The 22261-nt window shown below is 61.0% G+C and carries 22 protein-coding genes; 11 read left to right on the forward strand and 11 right to left on the reverse strand.

Features of this window, described 5'->3' with window-relative positions; all coding sequences use genetic code 11:
- Positions 1-69: 69 nt before the first annotated feature.
- Complete coding sequence (gene pyrF / locus DCL27_RS06485) at positions 70-792, forward strand: orotidine-5'-phosphate decarboxylase (RefSeq protein WP_005293855.1); 723 nt, start codon at positions 70-72, stop codon at positions 790-792.
- Positions 793-813: 21 nt separating this feature from the next.
- Positions 814-1140 carry a stress response translation initiation inhibitor YciH gene (yciH, locus tag DCL27_RS06490; protein ID WP_005287240.1) on the forward strand — a complete coding sequence of 109 codons (327 nt, stop codon included), beginning with the start codon at positions 814-816 and terminating at the stop codon, positions 1138-1140.
- A 93-nt stretch (positions 1141-1233) separates the two neighbouring features.
- On the opposite strand, the gene osmB is transcribed toward yciH, so the two are convergent.
- Together osmB and DCL27_RS06500 are read right to left on the reverse strand one after the other, a co-directional pair.
- Entirely contained in the window at positions 1234-1452 is a 219-nt protein-coding gene (gene osmB / locus DCL27_RS06495; protein ID WP_005293858.1) for an osmotically-inducible lipoprotein OsmB, read from the reverse strand.
- A gap of 161 nt (positions 1453-1613) precedes the next feature.
- Positions 1614-2276, reverse strand: coding sequence for a DedA family protein (locus DCL27_RS06500; protein ID WP_035596186.1), 663 nt, complete (start codon positions 2274-2276; stop codon positions 1614-1616).
- Positions 2277-2689: 413 nt separating this feature from the next.
- Here DCL27_RS06500 and DCL27_RS06505 point away from each other — a divergent pair, with 413 nt between their 5' ends.
- A complete protein-coding gene (locus DCL27_RS06505; protein ID WP_005293863.1) occupies positions 2690-3226 on the forward strand; it encodes a hypothetical protein in 537 nt (178 codons plus the stop codon).
- Positions 3227-3256: 30 nt separating this feature from the next.
- Here the strand turns inward: DCL27_RS06505 and pdxR are convergent, their stop codons facing one another.
- The 7 genes from pdxR to DCL27_RS06540 all read right to left on the reverse strand — a co-directional run bounded on the left by pdxR (position 3257) and on the right by DCL27_RS06540 (position 8933).
- The gene (gene pdxR / locus DCL27_RS06510) at positions 3257-4714 is read right to left on the reverse strand and encodes a MocR-like pyridoxine biosynthesis transcription factor PdxR (protein ID WP_005293866.1); all 1458 of its coding nucleotides are present in this window, start codon (positions 4712-4714) and stop codon (positions 3257-3259) included.
- A 92-nt stretch (positions 4715-4806) separates the two neighbouring features.
- The gene (locus tag DCL27_RS06515; RefSeq protein WP_097364525.1) at positions 4807-4923 is read right to left on the reverse strand and encodes a DUF2770 family protein; all 117 of its coding nucleotides are present in this window, start codon (positions 4921-4923) and stop codon (positions 4807-4809) included.
- 76 nt (positions 4924-4999) lie between these two features.
- The gene (locus DCL27_RS06520) at positions 5000-5602 is read right to left on the reverse strand and encodes a helix-turn-helix domain-containing protein (protein ID WP_223931144.1); all 603 of its coding nucleotides are present in this window, start codon (positions 5600-5602) and stop codon (positions 5000-5002) included.
- Positions 5603-6107: 505 nt separating this feature from the next.
- Complete coding sequence (gene solA, locus DCL27_RS06525) at positions 6108-7232, reverse strand: N-methyl-L-tryptophan oxidase (RefSeq protein ID WP_035596193.1); 1125 nt, start codon at positions 7230-7232, stop codon at positions 6108-6110.
- A gap of 144 nt (positions 7233-7376) precedes the next feature.
- Positions 7377-7631, reverse strand: a complete 255-nt coding sequence (bssS, locus tag DCL27_RS06530; RefSeq protein ID WP_005287207.1) for a biofilm formation regulator BssS — start codon at positions 7629-7631, stop codon at positions 7377-7379.
- Between the two features lie 187 nt (positions 7632-7818).
- On the reverse strand, positions 7819-8067 hold the full coding sequence (dinI, locus tag DCL27_RS06535) for a DNA damage-inducible protein I (RefSeq protein WP_005287203.1): 249 nt from the start codon (positions 8065-8067) through the stop codon (positions 7819-7821).
- A gap of 98 nt (positions 8068-8165) precedes the next feature.
- Complete coding sequence (locus DCL27_RS06540; protein ID WP_005293873.1) at positions 8166-8933, reverse strand: DeoR/GlpR family DNA-binding transcription regulator; 768 nt, start codon at positions 8931-8933, stop codon at positions 8166-8168.
- 384 nt (positions 8934-9317) lie between these two features.
- Between DCL27_RS06540 and DCL27_RS06545 the strand changes: the two genes are divergently transcribed.
- The 3 genes from DCL27_RS06545 to DCL27_RS06555 all read left to right on the forward strand — a co-directional run bounded on the left by DCL27_RS06545 (position 9318) and on the right by DCL27_RS06555 (position 12333).
- A complete protein-coding gene (locus DCL27_RS06545) occupies positions 9318-10622 on the forward strand; it encodes an NAD(P)/FAD-dependent oxidoreductase (RefSeq protein WP_035594642.1) in 1305 nt (434 codons plus the stop codon).
- 104 nt (positions 10623-10726) lie between these two features.
- Complete coding sequence (locus DCL27_RS06550; protein ID WP_035594640.1) at positions 10727-11635, forward strand: DMT family transporter; 909 nt, start codon at positions 10727-10729, stop codon at positions 11633-11635.
- 158 nt (positions 11636-11793) lie between these two features.
- Positions 11794-12333, forward strand: coding sequence for a glycine zipper 2TM domain-containing protein (locus DCL27_RS06555; protein ID WP_035596196.1), 540 nt, complete (start codon positions 11794-11796; stop codon positions 12331-12333).
- A gap of 96 nt (positions 12334-12429) precedes the next feature.
- Here DCL27_RS06555 and mfd read toward each other — a convergent pair whose 3' ends face one another.
- On the reverse strand, positions 12430-15891 hold the full coding sequence (mfd, locus tag DCL27_RS06560) for a transcription-repair coupling factor (protein WP_035596199.1): 3462 nt from the start codon (positions 15889-15891) through the stop codon (positions 12430-12432).
- 204 nt (positions 15892-16095) lie between these two features.
- On the opposite strand from mfd, the gene lolC reads away from it, so the two are divergent.
- Genes lolC through cobB form a run of 5 tightly spaced genes read left to right on the forward strand, consistent with a single transcriptional unit; the run spans position 16096 to position 21080 of the window.
- On the forward strand, positions 16096-17298 hold the full coding sequence (lolC, locus tag DCL27_RS06565) for a lipoprotein-releasing ABC transporter permease subunit LolC (RefSeq protein ID WP_035596202.1): 1203 nt from the start codon (positions 16096-16098) through the stop codon (positions 17296-17298).
- A complete protein-coding gene (gene lolD / locus DCL27_RS06570) occupies positions 17291-18010 on the forward strand; it encodes a lipoprotein-releasing ABC transporter ATP-binding protein LolD (RefSeq protein WP_035596205.1) in 720 nt (239 codons plus the stop codon). The genes lolC and lolD overlap by 8 nt, the downstream gene beginning before the upstream one ends.
- Positions 18010-19257 (forward strand): lipoprotein-releasing ABC transporter permease subunit LolE, encoded by a 1248-nt coding sequence (lolE, locus tag DCL27_RS06575; protein WP_035596207.1) that lies wholly within the window; start codon positions 18010-18012, stop codon positions 19255-19257. The genes lolD and lolE overlap by 1 nt, the downstream gene beginning before the upstream one ends.
- An 11-nt stretch (positions 19258-19268) precedes the next feature.
- The gene (gene nagK / locus DCL27_RS06580; protein WP_035596211.1) at positions 19269-20213 is read left to right on the forward strand and encodes an N-acetylglucosamine kinase; all 945 of its coding nucleotides are present in this window, start codon (positions 19269-19271) and stop codon (positions 20211-20213) included.
- Positions 20214-20219: 6 nt separating this feature from the next.
- Entirely contained in the window at positions 20220-21080 is an 861-nt protein-coding gene (gene cobB / locus DCL27_RS06585) for a Sir2 family NAD+-dependent deacetylase (protein WP_161598454.1), read from the forward strand.
- A 51-nt stretch (positions 21081-21131) separates the two neighbouring features.
- Here cobB and DCL27_RS06590 read toward each other — a convergent pair whose 3' ends face one another.
- Positions 21132-22253 carry a ribosomal protein uL16 3-hydroxylase gene (locus DCL27_RS06590; protein ID WP_035596213.1) on the reverse strand — a complete coding sequence of 374 codons (1122 nt, stop codon included), beginning with the start codon at positions 22251-22253 and terminating at the stop codon, positions 21132-21134.
- Positions 22254-22261 lie beyond the last annotated feature (8 nt).

A 22261-nucleotide genomic window follows, 5' to 3' on the forward strand; every position in this document is an offset into this window, starting at 1 on the left:
GCACGCTGTGTACAATGCCCCCCCTGAAAAAGGTATTTCTCCGATAAACGCCAGATTCAGGAACCCACCATGTCAAAATCTATCCCGATGCGAGCTCCCAGCCACTCACCGATCATCGTCGCCCTCGACTATGCCGACCAGAACGCCGCGCTGGCGCTGGTGGACGCCCTCGATCCGCGTGACTGCCGTCTGAAGATCGGTAAAGAGATGTTTACCCTGTTCGGGCCGCAACTGGTGCGTACCCTGCAACAGCGTGGCTTCGATATCTTTCTGGATCTCAAGTTCCATGATATTCCCCATACCGTGGCGCGGGCCGTCGCGGCGGCGGCGGAACTGGGCGTCTGGATGGTTAACGTGCATGCCAGCGGCAGCGCTCGCATGATGACGGCCGCACGTGAGGCGCTGCTGCCTTATGGCGCCGAGGCCCCTTTGCTGATCGCGGTGACCGTGCTGACCAGTATGGAGCAGGCCGATCTGCAGGCCATCGGTATCGATATGGCGCCGGCCGACTATGCCGAGCGCCTGGCGCGTCTGAGTCAGGAGTGTGGTTTGGATGGGGTGGTGTGTTCGGCCCAGGAGGCGGTACGCCTCAAGGCCTGCTGTGGCCCGGCGTTTAATTTGGTCACCCCGGGTATCCGCCCGCAGGGGAGCGACGCCGGGGATCAGCGGCGCATCATGACGCCGCAACAGGCGCTTCAAGCCGGTGTCGATTACATGGTGATCGGTCGCCCGATCACCCAGGCGGCAAAGCCGGCCGAGGCATTGCACGCCATTCTGGCGAGCCTAGCATAACGAGAGATAGAGAACCGAGTCATGCAAGAGAGTAACAGTCGTTTGGTCTACTCCACCGCCAGCGGGCGTATCCAGCAGGAGGCGGCGCCGATCGCGCGCCCGAAAGGGGACGGCATCGTACGTATTCAGCGCCAAACCAGCGGGCGTAAGGGGAAAGGCGTCTGCGTGATCAGCGGGCTGGATCTGGATGATGGCGCGACGCAGGCGCTGGCGGCCGAGCTGAAGAAGCGCTGTGGCTGCGGCGGTAGCGTGCGTGACGGGATGATCGAGATCCAGGGCGATAAACGCGATTTACTGAAACAGCTGCTGGAGGCGAAAGGCCTGCGGGTGAAGTTGGCTGGCGGTTAAGGGCGGCGCTTCGCCGCCATCGCGTGTGAAGACAAGAAAGCCGGCATGCTTGCCGGCTTTTTCATGCCTACGACCGGGGTGAGCCGAGCGACATCACTTGCCGACCTGATGGCCGATCAGCCCGCCGATGGCGGCTCCGCCGACGGTACCCAGCGCGCTACCATCGGTCAGGATGGCGCCACCGATCGCACCGGCACCGGCGCCGATGGCGGTATTGCGATCGCGTTTAGACATGTTGGAACAGGCACTGAGGGAGGCGACCAGGGCAAGCGCTAAGGCGACGCTGGTGGCACGTTTCATGGTGAGGTTCATGTTGGGCTCCTTACTGCGTCCGACACGTTTTAAGTATAGTTGAGGCGTGGCGGAACCGGCTGATAATGAGAGCAGTATAGGTGCCGGAGAATTTATCGACAGGTAAATAGTCTGATTTCTGTCGCCCTCGGCGCAGGTGACGAGGGCGACAGCGTGTGGGGTTAGGCGTGCGGTTGCCGACGGCGGCGCAGGAGGAGTAACAGGGTGCCGATCAGGCCGCTGACCAGCAAGACCACCGGCAGGACGATGAGGATCGACATCACCTGATCCTGATGCTGTTTGACGAAGGGGATGTGGCTGATGGCCAGCCCTAACCCCAGCACCACGCCGACCCAGAGCAGGGCACTGATCCAGTTGAAGATCTGAAAGCGTGTGCTACGCAGTCCCGATAGCCCGGCGAGTACCGGCAGGATGGTGCGTACGAAGGCCAGGAAACGGCCGATGAGCAACGCCATCAAACCGTGGCGATGGAAAAGATTGTAAGCGCGTTGATGGTATTGTGGCGGCAGGCGTAACAGCCAGCCTTGTACCAAACGAGTATCGCCCAGCCAACGCCCCTGCAAGTAGCTGAGCCAGCACCCTAGGCTAGAGGCGATGACCAGCAGGCACAGGGTGGGGAAAAAGGGGAGTACCGAACGCGCGATGAGCGCACCGGATAGCAGCAACAGGCTGTCACCCGGTAGAAAGGCGGCGGGAAGCAAACCATTCTCTAAGACCAAAGTCGTAAATAGAATGGCGTAAATAATCCAGACTACGTGCGGATCGCTTAGCACGGCGAAATCTTGGGCCCACAGTGCATGCAGGATCTCTTTGATGACTTCCATTACCTTACCTTAATTAACCACGAACGGATGCCAGAGGGAAAAGGACGAGCGACTCGTTGCCATCCCGGTAACCAGACTGGTCGCCGATTCGGTGAGCCGTGATACCCCAAATATCAGACAAGTTCGCAGGATAGCGTGACGTGACGATGGTACCATAAATAAGATAATACAATTGTAAATCAGTCTGAAATAGCGTGCGGGAATGTGACCGCCTTGGAAATCTACGCGGCGCGCCGTTGAAAAAACGCGCATATATCGCGCATTGCGCAACGGGGGCGTGGGGAGAGCCTGTTAGGCTAGCTTAACCGAGGACACAGACTGATACAGAATGGGCTGTGGCACAACAGATTGCCCCTTTTCTTGTCCGTTTGACGCATTAGGATAGTAGCAAAACATTTCTAGAGGAAATGATGATGAATAAACCCTTTCTATGGCTCGGCGCCAGCTTGATGGCATGGTATGCCGCCAGTGCCTCGGCGGAGCCTAGCACCTCGGTGACGATCGCGACCCCGCATCCGGTCATCAGCGCGCCTTCGAGCGGCGTGGCCCCGACCAGTGCGGCCACGACGAACACGGCCGCGAGCGCGGCGCAAGCTCAGGTCAAGGTACCTGCCGCTAGCCTGCGTTATGAGCAGGCGTTGCAGTTGGCCTTTTATCATGAGGTCTATCGGCGTTGTAACCAGCAGAACAGCCTGTCGCCGTTGTATAACACCACGGTAGACGCGTTACGTACGGTCACCTCGTTGGGGGAGAAGAATCGCCTGACGGATCTGCTGTATAACGAGATGGCCGGTAACGCATTGGGGTTGGCGATGGCCAGCGACCCCGATCGCCAGCGTTGTATCGTGGCGGGTGACATCTATCAGCAATTGCTGAATAGCGATGCGCCTCATGCCCTGCAACAAGATTTCCGCCTGCAATTGCCGAGCAATGCGCTGCCGGCTGCCTGAGCGGCGCGACGCCGCCCCATGGCGTGCTCTTTAGACCAACGCCAACTCCTTGGCCGCCCGGGCGATGATTTCCAGCGCCCGGCGGATCTTCACCGCCGACAAGGCACTGAAGCCAAATAGCATCAACGGCGCGCCGTCGTGCTCCAGGTAGGCGCGCTCCGAGCCGTTACACATACTCTGTAGGGTATCGAAACGCACGCCGTCGCGTAGGCAGCGTTCGCGTAGGCGATTGACGCTCTGTGCGCTGAGATCGGTCTTGAGCGTCAGGTGGAGACCGGATGAGGTGCCTAACAGACGGGCGCGGGGGAACAGGGCGCACAATCCCTCACGCAGTAGCGCCTGGCGAGCGGCATACTCCAACTCCAGCTTACGCAGGTGACGGTGATAGCCTTGATCCGACATAAAATCGGCGAGGAACTGTTGGTAGAGCCAACTGGCGCCGTGATTCCATAACGCCTTTAGATTGAGGATGGGATCGACCAGTCGATCCGGGCAGACCATGAAACCGAGCCGCATCCCTGGACCGAGCGTCTTCGAAAAGCTACTCAGATAGATCACGTTGTTAGCGTCTTCCAGCGACTTGAGCGCGGGTAACGGCTGGGTGCCATACAGGAAGGTGGTATCGTAGTCGTCCTCGATCACATAGGCATTCGAGCGGCGCGACCAGTCGAGCAGGGCCAGGCGGCGCGTCAGCGGTAGGGTGCTGCCGACCGGGTATTGGTGCGAAGGGGTGACGTAGGCTAATGCACACTGCTGTTCGGGGAGTAGCTCTGTACGTAGCCCACACTCATCGACCGGGATGGCATGGATCTGCGGGGCGAAGCTAGTAAACAGATTCCAGGCTCCGGGGTAGCAGGGCGACTCGACGGCGATATGCTCCTGCGGCGTCAACAAGGTTCGCGCCAGTAAGGCCAACCCCTCCTGTACACCGTTGGTGATGATGATGTGCTGGGCATCGGTATGGATACCGCGCGCCGCCGCCAGGTATTTGACCAGCTCCTGGCGTAGCGAGAGCAGACCGGCCGGTGGATGGTAGCGGGTCATCAGCAGATGCTTGCTGCGCGAGGCTTTGTTGTTCCAGCTGCGCCAACGTTGCCAGGGAAAGGCCGACTCGTCCGGGTTGCCCAGGCTGAAGAACAGTGGGCTGTCGACGTCGACATAGGTTTCAGGCGCCTGGGTGCGCAGTACACTGGGGGGATGGTCCAGCTCATGGCGCGCCGTCGGCGTCTCCGGGAGATCGATGTGGCTGGCGTAGATCACGTCGTAGCCCACGCCGGGCCGGCTGGCGATAAACCCCTCTTGCAGTAGCTTTTCATACACGGCGGTGATGGTATTGCGCGATACGTGTAGCTTGCCGCCCAGTTCGCGGATCGAGGGCAGCCGCTCGCCATGGCGTAATGAGCCATCATGCAGCGCGGTGTGAAATTGCTGATAGAGTTGCGTTTGTAACGCCAGCGGGCTGTTGCGATCCAGAGTAAACGACAGCATAGCAGATACCAAAGAGGGTTAACGTACTGAAAGCACAGCTATCAGCATAGCGGATCGTACGGTGCACACGCAATGCGCCATGCGTCGTATGCTCAGCTTACCATGAAGTAGTAGAGGTCAAAGGCCAACAGTAACAGCGACACGACGAGGTAAAAAATCAGGTGATGGCGCACATTTTCGATTAGGCGTTGCAACAGACGGTCGAGCATGATGCCTCACGGCACAGAAAGCGGGATCCGAGTATAGGAAAAACCCGCCAGCCCCTCAAGCCTCGCCACGCAATCCTTAATAGAGATGACGCAGCAGATTATACAGATAACAGAGCTCGATGCGGTTTCTCACGCGCATTTTTTCGATGATGCGTCGCTTATGGGCGTAGATGGTGCGTGGACTCAGGCGTAGACGTTGGGCGATACGATGATTGGCGATCTGTTGCATCCAGTCGTGTAGTACGGTGATCTCGCGGGGGGTTAGCAACGGCCAGGCTCCGTAGATCTGCGCGATCTGGTCGCTGGGCGTTAGCGATGACTGGGGCGGCTGGCGACCGATCAGATGGAGCAACGTCAGCGTCATCTTTTTATTAATTAAATAAATACCATTTTGTAGATATAACGGTTGTTTAGTATAGGGGTAGTGCGCCTCGGTATAAATAAAGCTTATTGCGCGTCGAGGACGATGGAGAAAAGTCTGTAAGTCGCTACTTATCGCATGATGTTGGCAATAAAGGCTGAGATTGGCGAAAATAAAGTCTGTCTGTGCTGTTGCGTGGTCATCATTAATTTTGGTGATATCATCGACATAATTAATATTGATATTTTCCTCATCCTTAATAAATAAATCGATGCCCATTTGGGTATAGCGGCAGGGTTCAATAACCAATAACTCCATGACTCGTCCTTTAGCGATAGCAGCGACCACAACCACGTGCTGTGGTGCGGTGTCAGGCACCATACTTGGCGCACTCCCGTGACTAGGCAGGACACGGGTGATAGGGAATAGAGGATAACGGCCCAAGGCGTATTAAACCCACAAACTAATTTTTTTGTTGTAGCGTGTCAATGGAAAAGCCGAGCATCTGTCTGTGGTTGGGAATTATTTTTCTCGCGCCAGAAAATAGATAAATAATAAAAATATCTCGTTATATTAAAATAAATATTAGCGAGTGACATTGACGGTATGATGAGCGCAGGCGGTACGGTTAGGCTTCGTGTTCGCGTATGAGATGGATAAAGGGAATGATGACGAGGTGGCTCTCGTCCTCCACCTCTTGCACCATCATCGCATCAAGCTAACACGCCAGCACCGTGTCTCTGATCCCGTGGGGCCGGGAGGGAGACAAACGTAAGCCGCCCCCTCACCATGGTGTAGGGGGCGGGGCGTTTCCCGCCGCCGATTAGTGAGCGGGCGTTCCCCAACGGTCGAGACGAAACGGGCTCAGATCGAGCGCCGGCATTTCATCGTGTGCCAGGGCGAGCGCCAGTTCGGCCAACGCCGGCGCAAACTTAAACCCCTGACTACCGAGGCCGGCCACCACGATAATCGCCGAAGCCCCGGGCAGTCGGTCGAGAATGAGACGATCGTCGGGTGTTGAGGCGACGCTGGCGATCTCCCCGCGTAGGCAGGGACCGACTTGGGGGAGAAATTGTTGCAGGTAGTCGTGGATCGCCTCATCTTCTCGGGCGTCGCGGGCACTGGGACAATGTGCAGGTGGGACGATGGGGAGACCGCCATCGTAACGTCCCGCCTTGAGGGCACCATCCACGGCGGGAAAGCTATAGAAGTAGCGGCCCTGCGGCGTCAGGGTGTGCAACGCAGGGAAGTGACGAGCCTCGCTGAAACTCGCCCCCGCTTGATACCAGGCGAAGGGTTTACACCAGATACGCAGCGGTAGTGCGGGTAACAGGCTGTGGGTCCCGCTGCCGGCACAGACGATGACGCGCCGGGCATGCCAGTCGCCCTGCGGGGCGCATAGACGAACGCCATCCCCTTCGGCTTGTAAGGTATGTAATGGGCAGTCGAAGTGTAGTCGGGCCCCGAGATCGGCCGCCTTCTCGATCAGGGTAGCGATGGCCAGATGGCACTTGAGGTAGCCGGCATCCGGCTCCAGTAGGGCAGCGTAGGTCTCCGGGAGGCGGATGGTCGGCCAACGCTCAACGAGGGCCTCCCGGCTTAGGAGGTCGAGCGTCACGCCTTGCTGGTGCGCACTGGCCTGGATACCGCGCATGAAGGCGCTGTGTCGGGGGCCGAGGCTCAGCACGCCGCAACGATGAAACAGGGGGAGCGCGCTGATCTCCTCTAACGCCAGCCAGAGTCGCTGTGACCGCAGGGCCAAGGCGGCGTACTGTGGCGTGATGGCGTCGGTATGGCGCATTAGGCGGGTATCGCCATGATGGCTTCCCAGACGATGGGGGGGAGAATGGCGGTCGAACAGGGCGACATTGAGGCCGGCCAGGGCAGCATAGTAACCGGCGGCGGCGCCGACAGAGCCACTGCCAACGATTGCCAGATCATAGTCCATCTCCGCCTCCGTCACGCGGCTACGCGTTAGATTGGTGTGCAGGAGAGGCGCCTAGGCGGCCTCTCTGTTTAGTGTATACCGGGATGGTCTAGGGCGCCTGGGTGCCCAAAGAAAAACACCGCCTGGCGGCGGTGTAGGGGAAGGTTAATGCTTGATGTAATCAATCTGTTGGTAATCGCTGTCCTCGATCTTGGCGATACCGGCCTCGAGGATGGTGATGAGCTGCCGGGCCACATCGGTGGTCAACCATAATGTGCGGTCGACGCGGGCATCCTCCGGGGGTTGATCTTGCGATGAAAGGTAGTGAAGACGGATCATTAAGGCATCATAACTGTCGACGGTACTGATATCCCAACCGATAACCGGGTGCGTCTGGATCACTTCATCTTTGCCGTTCATAAGACCCCCTTAAGCGTAGTCACTGAAATACGTACTAACGAGGAGCAATAAGCTAGGATCAACAAACGCATGCCATGCGCCTTTTCAGTATATGCTTCCGCGTCGTGGGCGATAGTTTTTTTCTGCGTCCACCAGAAAAAACGTGACTTAGCAAGCTATTAGCGCCAGGGATCAGGCCGATAGCACCTTATTCCGGGTAATCGGGGTTGAACCAGTCGTCGGCGCTCTCCCAGGTCTCTTGCAGGATGGTCTCGATGATCTCCCGGTCGCTCTTGTTTCCCCCTAGGACACTCAGGTTGTTGGCGCCGGCCTGGCGTACCTGCACGATACAATCGGGGTAGTGTGGTTGAATACGGCGAGAAAACTCGTGCCGAAAGGCATCAAGCGCCCCGTCGGGTAGCGGGTTGCGCTTGTCCAGAGTCAGTTCAATGCGCATGGTTCACTCCTCATGAGTAATATTACTGTAAATATATACAGTAATGCAGACCCAGTGCAAGGGTGGACGCAGGATTTTTTTCTTTCTTCGCGCGCGCCTCAGCGAATGCCACTCTCGGAGACTTTATCGACGGCGATCCCCAACGCCTCCAGCTGTTCTCGCTGCGTATCGGCGAGGCGATAGTCGGTGATCACTCGACTGATGGCGGAGGCAGGCAGCACGGGGTTGGGATGGATCTGGCCGAACTTCGAGGCGTCGGTCAGGATGATATTCTGCGCCCCCTTGGCCAGCACCGTATTGACCACCTCGGCCCGCATCATGTCGCGCCCGGTAAAACCGGTATCGGGATGGAAACCGTCGATGCCGATAAAGGCCTTACTGAAATGGACCTGTTGGATACACTGACGTGTCAACGGGCCGACCACCGTCTCGCTACGCTTCTGGTACATCCCCCCCATCAGGATGACATCGCAGTCGGTCTCCTTGAGGAGGTGGGCGATATAGGTGCTGACGGTGACCAAGGTGATGTGCTTGCGCTCGGCCAGGTAGCGCGCCAACAGGGCATTAGTGCTGCCGCTTTCGATGAAAATGGTCTCCCCATCCTCAACCAGCGAGGCGGCATAGGCGGCCAGCTGTTGCTTCAGGGTGAAGTTAATCCTCATACGCGCATCGACCTCTTCGCTCTCTTCGCTTTCCAGGGCGGTGGCGAAACCGTGTACCCGCTTGAGGTAGTTGCGTTTCTCTAGCAGTGTCAGATCCTGGCGGATGGTGACCTCGGAAACCTGGCAGATCTGCGCCAGTTCGGCGACGCTGATGCGGCGTTTGTCGTTAACTAATTGCAGAATAAGCTGTTGTCTGGCGTTCATGGCGTCCTAATGCAGGCAGGCGGCGGATGGCGCCGGAGTGTGCGCCACGATGTGGCCATGATAGCACCGCATCCCGGCAGGATGAATATCTCAGGCGCGATGGCGCGCGGGGGCGTGCCGCTGGCGCTAGGTGGGGGCATTGTCATCGCTATGTTGCCAGTCTGGCTATTAAGTTTAAAAAATCGGCGCCAGCGCACAAAAAATAGCCAAACAATCACCACTTTATTTGATTTGAATCAATTTTGGTATGACCATATTACCCTTTGTGGTATTGTGCCCGCAGTGAATGAAATTAACCTTCGTCAGCCAAGCCGCCACTCTGGGTTATGCGGAAGTCATCTTCGGTTAACGAATGGTTTACATTTTTTACCAAGGGAGAGAGCTTTGAGCGCAGCAAAGAAGAAAATCGTGATTGTCGGTGGTGGTGCCGGCGGACTCGAACTGGCGACCAGCCTGGGTCATTCGCTGGGGCGGAAAGGAAAGGCGGAAGTGGTGCTGATCGATCGCAACCATAGCCACCTGTGGAAGCCGTTGTTGCACGAAGTGGCGACCGGTTCACTGGATGATGGGGTGGACGCCCTGAGCTACCTGGCCCATGCGCGCGCTCATCACTTCACCTTTCAGCTGGGTAGCATGACCGAACTCGATCGTCAGCAGCGCCGTGTCACCTTGGCGGCGATCCATGATGAGCAGGGCGCATTGCTGGTGGCCGAACGTCAGCTCGACTACGACATTCTGGTGATGGCGTTGGGCAGTACCTCGAACGACTTCGGGACGCCGGGCGTCAGCCAGAACTGCATCTTCCTGGACAGCCCGCAGCAGGCGCACCGTTTCCATAACGAGATGCTAAACCTCTTCCTGAAATACTCCGCGGCGGGCAAGCCGGAGGAGCAGGTTAATATCGCCATCGTCGGCGGGGGCGCGACCGGGGTAGAGTTGTCCGCCGAACTGCATAACGCGGTGCAGCAGTTGCAAAGCTACGGTTACGAGAACCTGAGCAGCGCGGCGCTGAATGTGACGCTGGTCGAGGCGGGGGAGCGAATCCTGCCGGCATTGCCGCCGCGCATCTCGGCCGCCGCCCATCAGGAGCTGAGTAAGCTCGGCGTGCGCGTCCTGACCCAGACCATGGTGACCTGCGCGGAGAGCAACGGCCTACAGACCAAAGGCGGCGAGTTTATCCCGGCCGATCTGATGGTATGGGCGGCGGGCATCAAAGCGGCGGATTTCCTGCGCGATATCGGCGGCCTGGAGAGCAACCGCATCAATCAGTTGGTGGTGGAGCCGACGCTGCAAACCACGCGCGATGCGCACATCTTCGCCATCGGCGATTGCGCCGCCTGTCCGCAGGCGAACGGTAGCACCGTGCCACCGCGTGGTCAGGCCGCACATCAGATGGCGAGTTTGTGTGCCGACAACATCCTGGCGTTATTGCAGGGCAAAGAGCTGAAACCATTCATCTATCGCGATCGCGGCTCGTTGGTCTCGCTCTCTGAGTTCAGCGCCGTCGGTAGCCTGATGGGCAACCTGACGCGGGGCTCAATGATGATCGAGGGGCGTATCGCGCGTCTGATGTACATCTCGCTCTACCGTATGCACCAGATCGCCCTGCATGGTTATCTGAAGACGGGTCTGCGCATGTTGGTCGATAGCATCAACCGGGTGATCCGCCCGCATCTCAAACTGCATTAATCCCGTCATAGGTGCCGCTGTGCGGCGCCTATGCCCTGCCTCTTGACCGCATCCGGCGCGGCGCGCACACTGAGCAGTCCGTTATCTGTGACTGGTTCCTGCCGATGTCATCCCATTCTGTTTTTCGTCCGATGCTCTCACGCCAAGAGTTGATCCTGATCTTCATCACCATGCTCTGGGGCGGTACCTTTCTGATCGTGCATCATGCCATGACGGTAAGCGGCCCCTTCTTCTTCGTCGGGTTACGCTTCGCCGCCGCCACGCTGATGCTGTTGTTGCTGAGCTGGCGCCATCTGCATGGCTTTACCCGGCGCGAATGGGCCTGGGGAATGAGCATCGGTGCGGCGATCGCCGCCGGCTACGGCCTCCAGACCTATGGCCTGCAAACCATCAGCAGCAGTAAGTCGGCCTTCATGACCGCGCTGTATGTGCCGTTGGTGCCGCTGTTGCAGTGGCTGTTTCTCGGACGCAGGCCGCGTCTGATGGCCTGGATCGGCATCGGCCTGGCGTTTATTGGCCTGTTGCTGTTGGCGGGCCCCCAGAATGGGGACGGGGCGTTCGGCGTCGGCGAGGTGATGACCCTGATCAGCACCCTGGCCATCGCGGCGGAAATCATCCTGATCAGCGGTTGCGCCGGGCGGGTCGATGTGCGCCGGGTGACCTTGATCCAGCTGGCCACGGCGTCGCTGCTCAGCTTCGTGCTGATGTGGCCGAATGGGGAGTCGCTGCCATCCTGCTCCAGCTATCTGCTGTTCAGCGCCTTGGGGCTGGGTGCCGCCAGTGGCATCATCCAGGTGACCATGAACTGGGCGCAACGCAGCGTGTCGCCAACCCGTGCCACGGTGATCTACGCCGGTGAACCGGTGTGGGCCGGGGTGGTGGGGCGTATCGCCGGCGAGCGTCTGCCGGGCGTGGCGTTGTTGGGGGCCGCGTTGATCGTCATCGGGGTGCTGGTCAGCGAGTTGAAGTTAACTTCCCGTCGGCGTCGCGCGCGTCCCTCAGAATTGTCTTGAATCCCGCCTTATAGCCCGCCTGGCGGGCATTTCTTCCGTTATTCCGATTGTTGATGTCCCGTCCCCTGCGCACACTGCCTGTCATCACTTGAGTCATGACTGGCCGTGCCGCGCCGCTTAGTGTGGGCGCCGGGCCAGACAACAGAAGGATCACGCAGATGAATAAGTCCATGTTGGCCGGTATCGGCATTGGGGTCGCGGCCGCGTTAAGCGTGGCGGCGGTCGCCGGATTGAAGGTTTTCGACGCGGCACCGCAGTATGCACGGGTGCTCTCGGTCCAGCCGATCCATGAGACGATCAAGACGCCGCGTAAGGTCTGCCGTGAGGTGACCGTGATGCGCCGTCGACCAGTGCAGGATGAGAATCGCCTGGCTGGGTCGTTGCTGGGGGCGGTAGCCGGTGGGGTGCTGGGCCATCAGGTCGGCAGCGGACGGGGACGCGATGTGGCGACGGTGCTGGGGGCGCTGGGCGGTGGCTATGCGGGGAATCAGATCCAGGACCGTATGCAGCAGAATGACACCTATGCCACGCGCGAGCAGCGTTGCAGCACCGAGTATGACAAGTCGCGGCGTCTACTTGGCTATGACGTCACCTACCTGATCGGCGAACAGCGAGGCCGGGTGCGCATGGATCGCGATCCAGGCTCGCAGATCCCGCTCGATAGCAAGGGACAGTTGGTCATCGACCAGAAGGCCTAACCCAGTAACGTCGAGCCATCGGCACGCCATGCCGATCGTCGACCCAGACGGCCCGACGGGGCCATCTGGATGACTGCCGCGATGCGGCGGAGAAGATTAGATGCGATGCTCGGCGAAAGCCGCCAGCAGTTGGCCGATGAACTCGAGTCGCGCCGGGCGCTCGGCGAGATCGCGAATAAACTTCAGCTTGCTGGGACCATCCAGACGGAAGACGCCCGGTTGCTGTTGCAGCAGCCCGATCAGATAGCCCGGATCGACGTGGTTGCTCTCGCTAAACTCGATAAAGCCCCCCTTATCATGCCCTTCGATACGTCGAATACCCAACGCTGCCGCCTGTTGACGCAGCGCGGCGCACTGTAGCAGGTTGCGCGCCGCCTCGGGCAGCGGGCCGAAGCGGTCGATCAGCTCGGCGCGTAGATCGGACAGCGTATCCGCGTCGCCGGCACTGGCGATGCGTTTGTAGAAGGAGAGGCGGGTGCCGACGTCGGGGATCATCTCTTCCGGCAACAGGGTTGGCATGCGCAGCTCCACGTCGGTCTGCTGGCTGGTCAGGTCCTCCAGCGAGGGTTCGCGCCCGGCCTTCAAGGCATCGACCGCGCTCTCCAGCAGCTCCATATACAGCGAGAAGCCGACGCTGGCCATCTGACCACTCTGATCGTCGCCCAATAGCTCACCGGCACCGCGGATCTCCAGATCGTGTGTCGCCAGGGCGAAACCGGCGCCCAGATCTTCCAGCGAGGCGATGGCCTCCAGGCGTTTCTGGGCGTCGACGGTCATCGCCTTCGGCGGCGGTGTCAGGAGGTAGGCGTAGGCCTGATGGTAGGAGCGTCCCACGCGTCCGCGCAACTGGTGCAGCTGTGCCAGACCGAAGTGGTCGGCGCGCTCGATGATGATGGTGTTGGCGCTGGGGATGTCGATGCCGGTCTCGATGATGGTGGTGCACACCAACACATTGAAGCGCTGATGGTGGAAGTCGTTCATCACCCGCTCCAGCTCACGCTCACGCATCTGGCCGTGGCCGATGGCGATGCGCGCCTCCGGTACCAGGGTCGCCAGTCGATCGGCGGCCTTCTGGATAGAGTCGACGTCGTTATACAGGTAGTATACCTGGCCGCCGCGCAGGGTTTCGCGCAGGATCGCCTCGCGCACCAGCAGGCTGTCGTATTCGCGCACGAAGGTCTTCACCGCCATGCGCCGCGCTGGAGGGGTGGCGATGATGGAGAGATCGCGCATGCCGCTCATCGCCATGTTCAGGGTGCGCGGGATCGGTGTCGCCGTCAGGGTCAGGATGTCGACATCGGCGCGCAACGCCTTGATGCGCTCCTTCTGACGTACGCCGAAGCGGTGCTCCTCGTCGACGATCAACAGCCCCAGATCCTTCCACAGCACATCGGTCTGTAGCAGCTTATGGGTACCGATCAGAATATCGACTTTGCCCTCGGCGGTGTCCGCCAGCACCTGCGCCTGCTCCTTGGCGCTGCGGAAGCGCGAGATTAACTCGATACGTACCGGCCAGTTGGCGAAGCGATCGCGGAAGTTATCGTAGTGCTGTTGCGCCAGCAGGGTGGTAGGCACCAGCACCGCCACCTGCTTGCTGTTATGGACCGCCAGGAAGGCGGCGCGCATCGCCACCTCGGTCTTGCCGAAGCCGACGTCGCCGCACACCAGGCGATCCATCGCCAGCGGCTGGCACATGTCGCCGAGCACCGCGTTGATCGCCATCTCCTGATCGGGGGTGGTTTCGAACGGGAAGCCCTGGCAGAACAGCTGATAGGCCTCACGGTCATGACGGAAGGCGAAGCCCGCCTTGGCGGCGCGCATGGCATAGATGTCCAACAGCTCGGCCGCCACGTCGCGTACCTTCTCCGCCGCCTTCTGGCGTGCGCGCGTCCAGGCGTCGCCCCCCAGGCGGTGCAGCGGGGCGCTCTCGTCGGCGCCGCCGGCGTAGCGGCTCAGCAGATGCAGCGAGGAGACCGGTACATAGAGCTTGGCGTCGCCGGCATAGCTGAGGATCAGGTACTCGCCCTTGATGCCGCCAGCCTCCAGGGTGGTCATGCCGCCGTAGCGCCCGACGCCGTGCTCCAGATGCACCACTGGCTGGCCGGGTGCCAATTCCGCCAGGTTGCGGATCAGGGTATCGGTATTGATGGTACGCCGATTGTCCTGGCGTCGCCGACTGACACGTTCGCCGAGTAGATCGCTTTCGCAGATCAGCGCCAGCGCCAGTTGGCTGTTAATGAAGCCATGCTCGCTGGCGCCGACCATGATGTAATGGCCGCCGGGCTCCGCCTCTTCGAGGCGTGCTATCAGCCGTGGCGCGATCTGAATGCGGGCCAGCAGCTCTAGCAAGGTTTCGCGCCGCCCCTCGCTCTCGGCGGAGAACACCACGCTGCCGTCGAACTGCGCCAGGAAGCGCTGCAGGTTGTCCAGCGGCTTCTTGCTCTGCGCCTCGACCGCCAGGGTCGGCAGGGGTTGGTAGTGCAGGTTACAATGCCCGGCGCGTTCGCTGAGGGTCTCGCGCGTCAGTTGGACGCGAGGCCACTGCTTCAGGGCGGTGAACAGCTCATCTACCCGCATCCATAGGCTTTCGGGCGGCAGCAGGGGGCGCATCGGATCGACGCCCCGGCTCTGGTGGCGCTGCGCGATGTCTTGCCAGAAGCGTTCGGCAGCCTGATGTAAGTCGCCCAGTCCCAACACCAGGGTGCCGCTGGGCAGGTAGCTGAACAGGGTCGGTAGCGGCTGGTCGAAGAATAACGGTTGCCAATACTCGATCCCTGCCGGCCAGACTCCCTTGCTGACCTGCTGATAGATGTGCTCGGCGTCGCGGCGCACCTCGAAATGCTCGCGCCATTGGCTGCGGAACAGCTCGATGGCGTTCTTGTCGGTGGGGAACTCGTGCGCCGGCAGCAGATCGATGCGTTCGACCTCGTTCAGGGTGCGTTGGCTGTCGACGTCGAACAGCCGTAGGCTATCGATCTCATCATCGAAGAAGTCGATGCGGTAAGGCTCGTCGCTGCCCATCGGGAACAGATCGAGCAGGGCGCCACGGGTGGCGAACTCGCCATGCTCCATCACCTGATCCACGCTGCGGTAGCCCGCCTGCTCTAATTGGGCGCGCAGGGTGTCGCGCGATAGCCGCTGCCCCTTCTGCATCACCAAGGCGTGGCCATGCAGGAAGCTGTGCGGGCAGACGCGTTGCATCAGGGTGTTGATCGGCAGGATGATGATACCGCGCTCCATCCCCGGCAGATGGTAGAGGCTGGAGAGGCGGGCGGAGATGATGTCCTGATGCGGCGAGAAGTTGTCGTAGGGCAGGGTCTCCCAGTCGGCCAGGGTGGTGACCCACTGACGGCTGAATTGGGGGATCTCGTCGCGCAGGCGGAGCGCGGTCTGCATGTCGGGCACCACCAGCATCACCGCGCCGGGATGGCGCGCGGCGATCTCGGCGCACTCCAGGGCGCAGGCCGAGCCACTGAGCTGGCCCAGTTGGCGAACATCGCCGGCACGGGCAGGCAATGGGTAGCGTTCTGGCAGGGTAAGTCGATATTGTTCAGACATAGGGCGTTAGCGGATCTCGTGTACGTCGTGTCCCGCGCAGGGGAGCGATACGGATGTCAGCGTAGATAATACCACTATATGCCAGCGGCGCGACACGCGCACGCCATGAGCGATGCCGCTGGCGGGCGTCGCGCTGCCCATTGTGGTAACCTGTTCACAGACATATACTTGCCAATCACTTTGCGCATTGCAAGAAAGAGAGCCATGCATCAACCTGTCGCCCTATTTATTGGCCTGCGTTACATGCGCGGGCGCGCTTCGGACCGCTTCGGTCGTTTTGTCTCTTGGTTATCCACCATCGGTATCACCCTGGGGGTGATGGCGCTGGTCACCGTGTTGTCGGTGATGAACGGTTTTGAGCGTGATCTGGAGCAGAGCATCCTTAGCCTGATGCCTCAGGCATTGGTCACTACGCCGCAAGGGGAGCTCGATCCCGCCCGCTATCCGGCGTCACTGCTGAAGGGGTTACCCGGCGTGACCCGCGTGGCGCCATTGACCAGCGGTGACGTGGTGCTACAAAGCCCACACAGTGTCGGCGTCGGGGTGATGATCGGCGTGAACCCACAGGAGGCCGATCCGCTGGATCGTTACCTGAGTGGTGTCAGTCAGCAACAGCTGCAGCCGGGCCAGTACCGTGCCATCCTCGGCAGCCAGTTAGCCGCCTCGCTCGGCGTCAAAGCGGGCGACCGGGTACGCCTGATGGTGCCGAGCGCCAGCCAGTTTACCCCGATGGGGCGCATTCCCAGCCAGCGTATCTTCACCGTGATCGGTACCTTTAACGCCGATAGCGAGGTGGATCAAACGCAGTTGCTGGTCAACCAGCAAGATGCCTCGCGCCTGATGCGCTACCCGTTGGGTCACATCAGCGGCTGGCGCCTGTTTATGCAACGCCCATTGGATATCGAGGCGCTGGTGGCCCATCCGCTGCCCGAGGGGTTGGTGTGGCAGGATTGGCGGGCCCGTAAGGGCGAGCTGTTCCAGGCGGTGAAGATGGAGAAAAACATGATGGGGCTGCTGTTGAGCCTGATCGTCGCCGTCGCCGCCTTTAACATCATCACGTCGTTGGGGCTGCTGGTGATGGAGAAGCAGGGCGAGGTGGCCATCCTGCAAACCCAGGGGCTGACCCGGCGCCAGATCATGAGTGTCTTCATGGTGCAGGGCGCCAGTGCCGGCATCATCGGCTCGTTGCTGGGCGCCCTGTTGGGGGCGCTGCTGGCTAGCCAACTGAATACCCTGTTGCCGTGGCTGGGTGATATGCTCGGCGGCGGCACGCTACCGGTAGACATCCATTCCGGTCAGGTGATCACCATCACCCTGGTCGCCATGCTGCTCTCTTTGCTGTCAACGCTTTATCCGTCCTGGCGCGCCGCCGCCGTTCATCCTGCCGAGGCATTACGTTATGAGTAACCCTTCATCCCAGACTCCCGTCCTGTTGCAGTGCAACGACCTGAGCAAGAGCTACCAGGAGGGCAAGCTGAGCACGGACGTGTTGCGTCACGTCTCGTTCGACATTCACCCGGGTGAGATGATGGCGATCGTCGGCAGCTCCGGCTCCGGTAAGAGCACCCTGTTGCACCTGTTGGGTGGGCTGGATAGCCCGACTTCCGGGGAGGTGATCTTCAAGGGGCAGTCGCTCAATCGCATGTCGCCGTCAGACAAGGCGGCGCTGCGTAACCGCGAGTTGGGCTTTATCTACCAGTTCCATCATCTGCTGCCCGATTTCAACGCGTTGGAGAACGTGATGATGCCGCTGTTGATCGGCGGCATGAAGCCGAAACAGGCTCAGCCGCAGGCGTTGGCGATGTTGAAGGCGGTGGGTCTGGCGCATCGCGCCCACCACCGCCCGTCGGAGCTGTCCGGCGGCGAACGGCAACGCGTCGCCATCGCGCGGGCGCTGGTGCATAACCCGTCGCTGGTCTTGGCCGATGAGCCGACGGGTAACCTGGACATGCGTACCGCCGATACCATCTTCGATCTGTTGGGCGAGCTGAATGTGCGTCAGGGCACCGCCTTCCTGGTGGTGACCCACGACCTGTCGCTGGCGCGCCGTCTGCGCCGCCAACTGGAGATGCGCGACGGCCAGCTGACCCAGGAGCTGACGCTGATGGAGGCGCAGTGATGGGAATGCCGTTGGCTTTACAGATCGCGCGGCGCTTTAGCCGAGGACGGCGCCGTGGCGGGATGGTTTCGCTGATCTCGGTGATCTCGACGGTCGGTATCGCGTTAGGGGTGGCGGTGTTGATCGTCGGCCTGAGCGCGATGAATGGCTTCGAGCGCGAGTTGGATCAGCGTATCTTATCGGTGGTGCCGCACGGGGAAATCTACCCGGTGGAGCAGCCCTTCCATGACTGGCCATCGGTCTTGACGCGCGTCGCGCAGGTCAAGGGGGTGGTGGGGGCGGCGCCCTATGTCACCTTCACCGGCCTGATGGAGCATGGCAGCCAGCTGCGTGCGGTGCAGGTGCGTGGTGTCGACCCCGCCCAAGAGCATCAAGTTAGTTCCCTGCCGCGCTATGTGTTGGATGATGCCTGGGCGGATTTCCACGCCGGGGCGCAACAGGTGGTACTGGGTAAGGGGGTCGCCGACGCCTTGGGCGTCCGGCGTGGCGACTGGGTGACGGTGATGGTGCCTAACAGCGATCCGCAAATGAAGCTGTTGCAGCCGAAACGCATTCGTCTCCAGGTGAGCGGTATCCTTCAGTTGAGCGGCATGCTGGATCACACCTTGGCGCTGGTGCCGCTGGCCGATGCCCAGCAGTATCAGGATCTGGGTGATAGCGTGACCGGGATCGCCATCAAGGTGGCCGATCCCTTCAGCGCGGATAAGGTGGTACGCGCCGCCGGTGAGGTGACCAACGACTATGTCTACATTCGGAGCTGGAAGGGCACCTACGGCTACATGTTCCGGGACATCCAGATGATCCGGGTGATCATGTATCTGGCGATGGTCCTGGTGATCGGGGTAGCCTGTTTTAATATCGTCTCCACCCTGGTGATGGCGGTGAAGGATAAGAGCGGCGATATCGCCGTGCTGCGTACCCTGGGGGCGAGGGATGGCCTGATCCGCGCCATCTTCATCTGGTACGGGCTGTTGGCGGGCTTGATGGGGAGTCTGTGTGGGGTGGTAATCGGGGTACTGGCCTCGTTGAAGCTGACCCTGATCGGGCGCTTCATCGAGCGCATGCTGGGCCATCGTCTACTCTCCGGGGACATTTATCCGATCGACTTCCTGCCCAGCCAGTTACAGTGGCTGGATGTCTTGGCGGTGTTACTGACCGCCATCATCCTCAGCCTGCTGGCGAGCTGGTATCCGGCGCGACGCGCCAGCCGCATCGATCCGGCGCGGGTATTAAGCGGCGGCCAGTGACGGAGGCGACGATGTACTACGGTTTCGATCTCGGCGGTAGCAAGCTGGCGCTGGGGGTCTACGACGCCGGCTTGAGGCAAGTCGGCTATTGGCGCGTGGCGACGCCGCGCGACGACTACCCGGCATTGCTGGCGGCGCTGACGTCGTTGACCGAGGAGGCCGATCGGCGCTATGGCGTCTCGGGTAGCGTCGGCATCGGTATCCCTGGCCTGCAACGCCCGGACGGCACGCTGTTCTGTGCCAACGTCCCGGCGGCGATGGGGCAGCCGTTGGCCACCGATCTGGCAGCCCGTCTCGGCCGCACGGTGCGCATCGAGAATGATGCCAACTGTTTCACCCTATCGGAAGCCTGGGATCCGGCGGCGCAGGCCTATGGCAGCGTGCTGGGACTCATCCTCGGCACCGGGGTCGGTGGTGGGCTGGCGATCGCGGGGCGCATCTATCGTGGCGCCAATGGCGTGGCCGGTGAGTTGGGCCATCTGCGCCTGCCGCTCGATGCGCTCGACTACTTGGGTGCCGATGCGCCACGTCTCCCCTGCGGCTGCGGTCAACGTGGCTGCCTGGAGAACTATATCTCGGGGCGCGGTTTCGCCTGGTTATATCAGTGGCGTCACGGCGAGGCGTTGAGTGCCCCGCAGATCGTGGCACGCTACCGCCAAGGCGACGCACGGGCGCGTCAACACGCCGCCGAGTTCGCCGATCTGCTGGCCATCTGCTTGGCCAATCTGTTTACCGTGCTCGATCCCGAACTGGTGGTGATCGGGGGCGGTCTGTCTAATTTTAGCGAGCTGTTTGCCTTGCTGGAGCCGCGTATCGCGCGCCACCTGCTACGCGTCGCCACGCCCCCCGTCATTGTGCCGGCGCGTTACGGCGACGATGGTGGGACACGCGGTGCGGCGTTCCTGCATCTGAGCGACGCCCGTTGCGCCGCCCGGGCGGCGGCGTGTGCGGATTAAGGAGTCATCATCATGAAAACGCGCCATCGTATCTGTCGCTTCAGAAAGAATAAACGGCTGCGCCATCAGCGCCTGCGCTCGCTGGTCTATTATGAGGATAGAGTATGGGGAGGGGGCATGGAGAAGAGTGAAACGATCAATCGGCCGCGCGTCGTCGTATTAACCGGCGCGGGTATCTCGGCGGAGTCGGGGATCCGCACCTTCCGGGCGGCGGATGGGCTGTGGGAAGAGCACCGGGTGGAGGATGTCGCCACGCCGGAGGGGTATCGGCGCGATCCCGAACTGGTGCAGGCGTTCTATAACGCCCGCCGTCGCCAGTTGCAAACGCCGGCGATCCAGCCGAATGCCGCCCACTTGGCGCTGGCGCGGCTGGAGCAAGAGCTGGGCGACCATTTCCTGCTGGTGACCCAGAACATCGATAATCTGCATGAGCGTGCCGGCAATCGACGTGTTATCCATATGCATGGTGAGTTGTTGAAGGCGCGCTGCACTCAGTCGGGGCAGGTGGTGAAGTGGTTGGGTGATCTGAGCGTGGACGATCGTTGCCACTGTTGTCAGATCCCGGCGCCGCTGCGTCCGCACGTGGTGTGGTTCGGCGAGATGCCGCTCGGCATGGATGAGATCTATCAGGCGTTGCAACAGGCGGATGAGTTTATCGCCATCGGCACCTCCGGCCACGTCTATCCCGCCGCCGGCTTCGTCCATGAGGCGCGACTGAGCGGCGCTCATACCGTGGAGCTGAACCTCGAGCCGAGTCAGGTCGAGAGCGAGTTTGCCGAGAAGCATTACGGCCCCGCCAGTCAGGTGGTGCCGCATTATCTTCAGCAGTTGTTGATCCGCTGCGGGCTGCCCTCTAGCGCGTGGTAACGCGTAGCGGCCACGGCATCGGCGCCCGTCAGACGGGCGCCGACGTCGGGATTAGTCCTGGAAGAACCAGTAGCCGCTATTGATCAATCCCGTCAAGATGATGAGAAACGCCGGATCATCCAGCGCCTCGCCCAGACTGGCCGCGTTCAGGCAGGCATGACGCGCCAGGGTATCGAGCGCCGCCGTATTCGAGCACTCGAGCCGCTCCCCGTTGACGTAGCACGCCTCGGCCAGGCGTAGCACCCGGATCCCGCCTAAGCGCTCCAACACCTCGCCGGCCTGTAACAGTTCATAGATCTCGCCAGCCTGGTAGGGCGGCTCCGGCGGCGCGATGTCCAACTCGTGGCGTGACTGACTGATGAACTCACCGAACCACTGGCGGAAGTGTTCGCCGTCGCTCAGTTGGGCGATCATCATGGCGCGCAGCGTGTCCAGCTCCTGCGGCAGGATCTCGGCCGGATTATCGCGTGCCGCGAGCTGCGGATCGGCATAGTGATTACCGCCAAGGTCGTGCGCCAGCATATGGTCGGCGAAACCGCTGATCAGCTCGCGGGCGTTGGGGGCACGGAAACCGACGGAGTAGTTGAGCGCATTCTCCAGGGCGTAGCCCTCGTGAGGGAAGTGGGGCGGAATATAGAGAATATCGCCGGCGCTCAGCTCCACATCGATAATGGCCTCGAAGGGATCGACCTGGAGCAGATCCGGATGCGGGCAGTGCTGACGGCGTTGCCCCTTCTCCCCGACACGCCAGCGTCGGCGGCCGCTACCTTGGATGATGAAGACATCATACTGGTCGATGTGTGGGCCGACGCCACCGCCGGGAACCGAGAAGGAGATCATCAGATCGTCCACCCGCCAGTCCGGCAAGTGGCGGAACGGCCGCATCAGCGCCGCCGCCGGGGAGTGCCAGTGATCGACCGCCTGTACCAGCAGTGACCAGTTGGTCTCGCCCAGGTGGTCATAGCTGGTAAACGGACCATGGCTCACCTGCCACGCCCCCTCCTCGTGACAGACCAGGCGGCTGTCCACCTCTTGCTCCATCGCCAGCCCGGCCAGTTCGTCCGGTGAGAGCGGATCGATAAAATTCTTGAAACCGTGCCGGATAACCAACGGGCGCTTTTGCCAATACGTTTGCAGGAATTCCTGCCAGTCGAGATCGAGCTGATAGTCCATGATTGCAA

The sequence above is a fragment of the Edwardsiella tarda ATCC 15947 = NBRC 105688 genome, assembly GCF_003113495.2.
Taxonomy (GTDB): Bacteria; Pseudomonadota; Gammaproteobacteria; order Enterobacterales; family Enterobacteriaceae; genus Edwardsiella; species Edwardsiella tarda.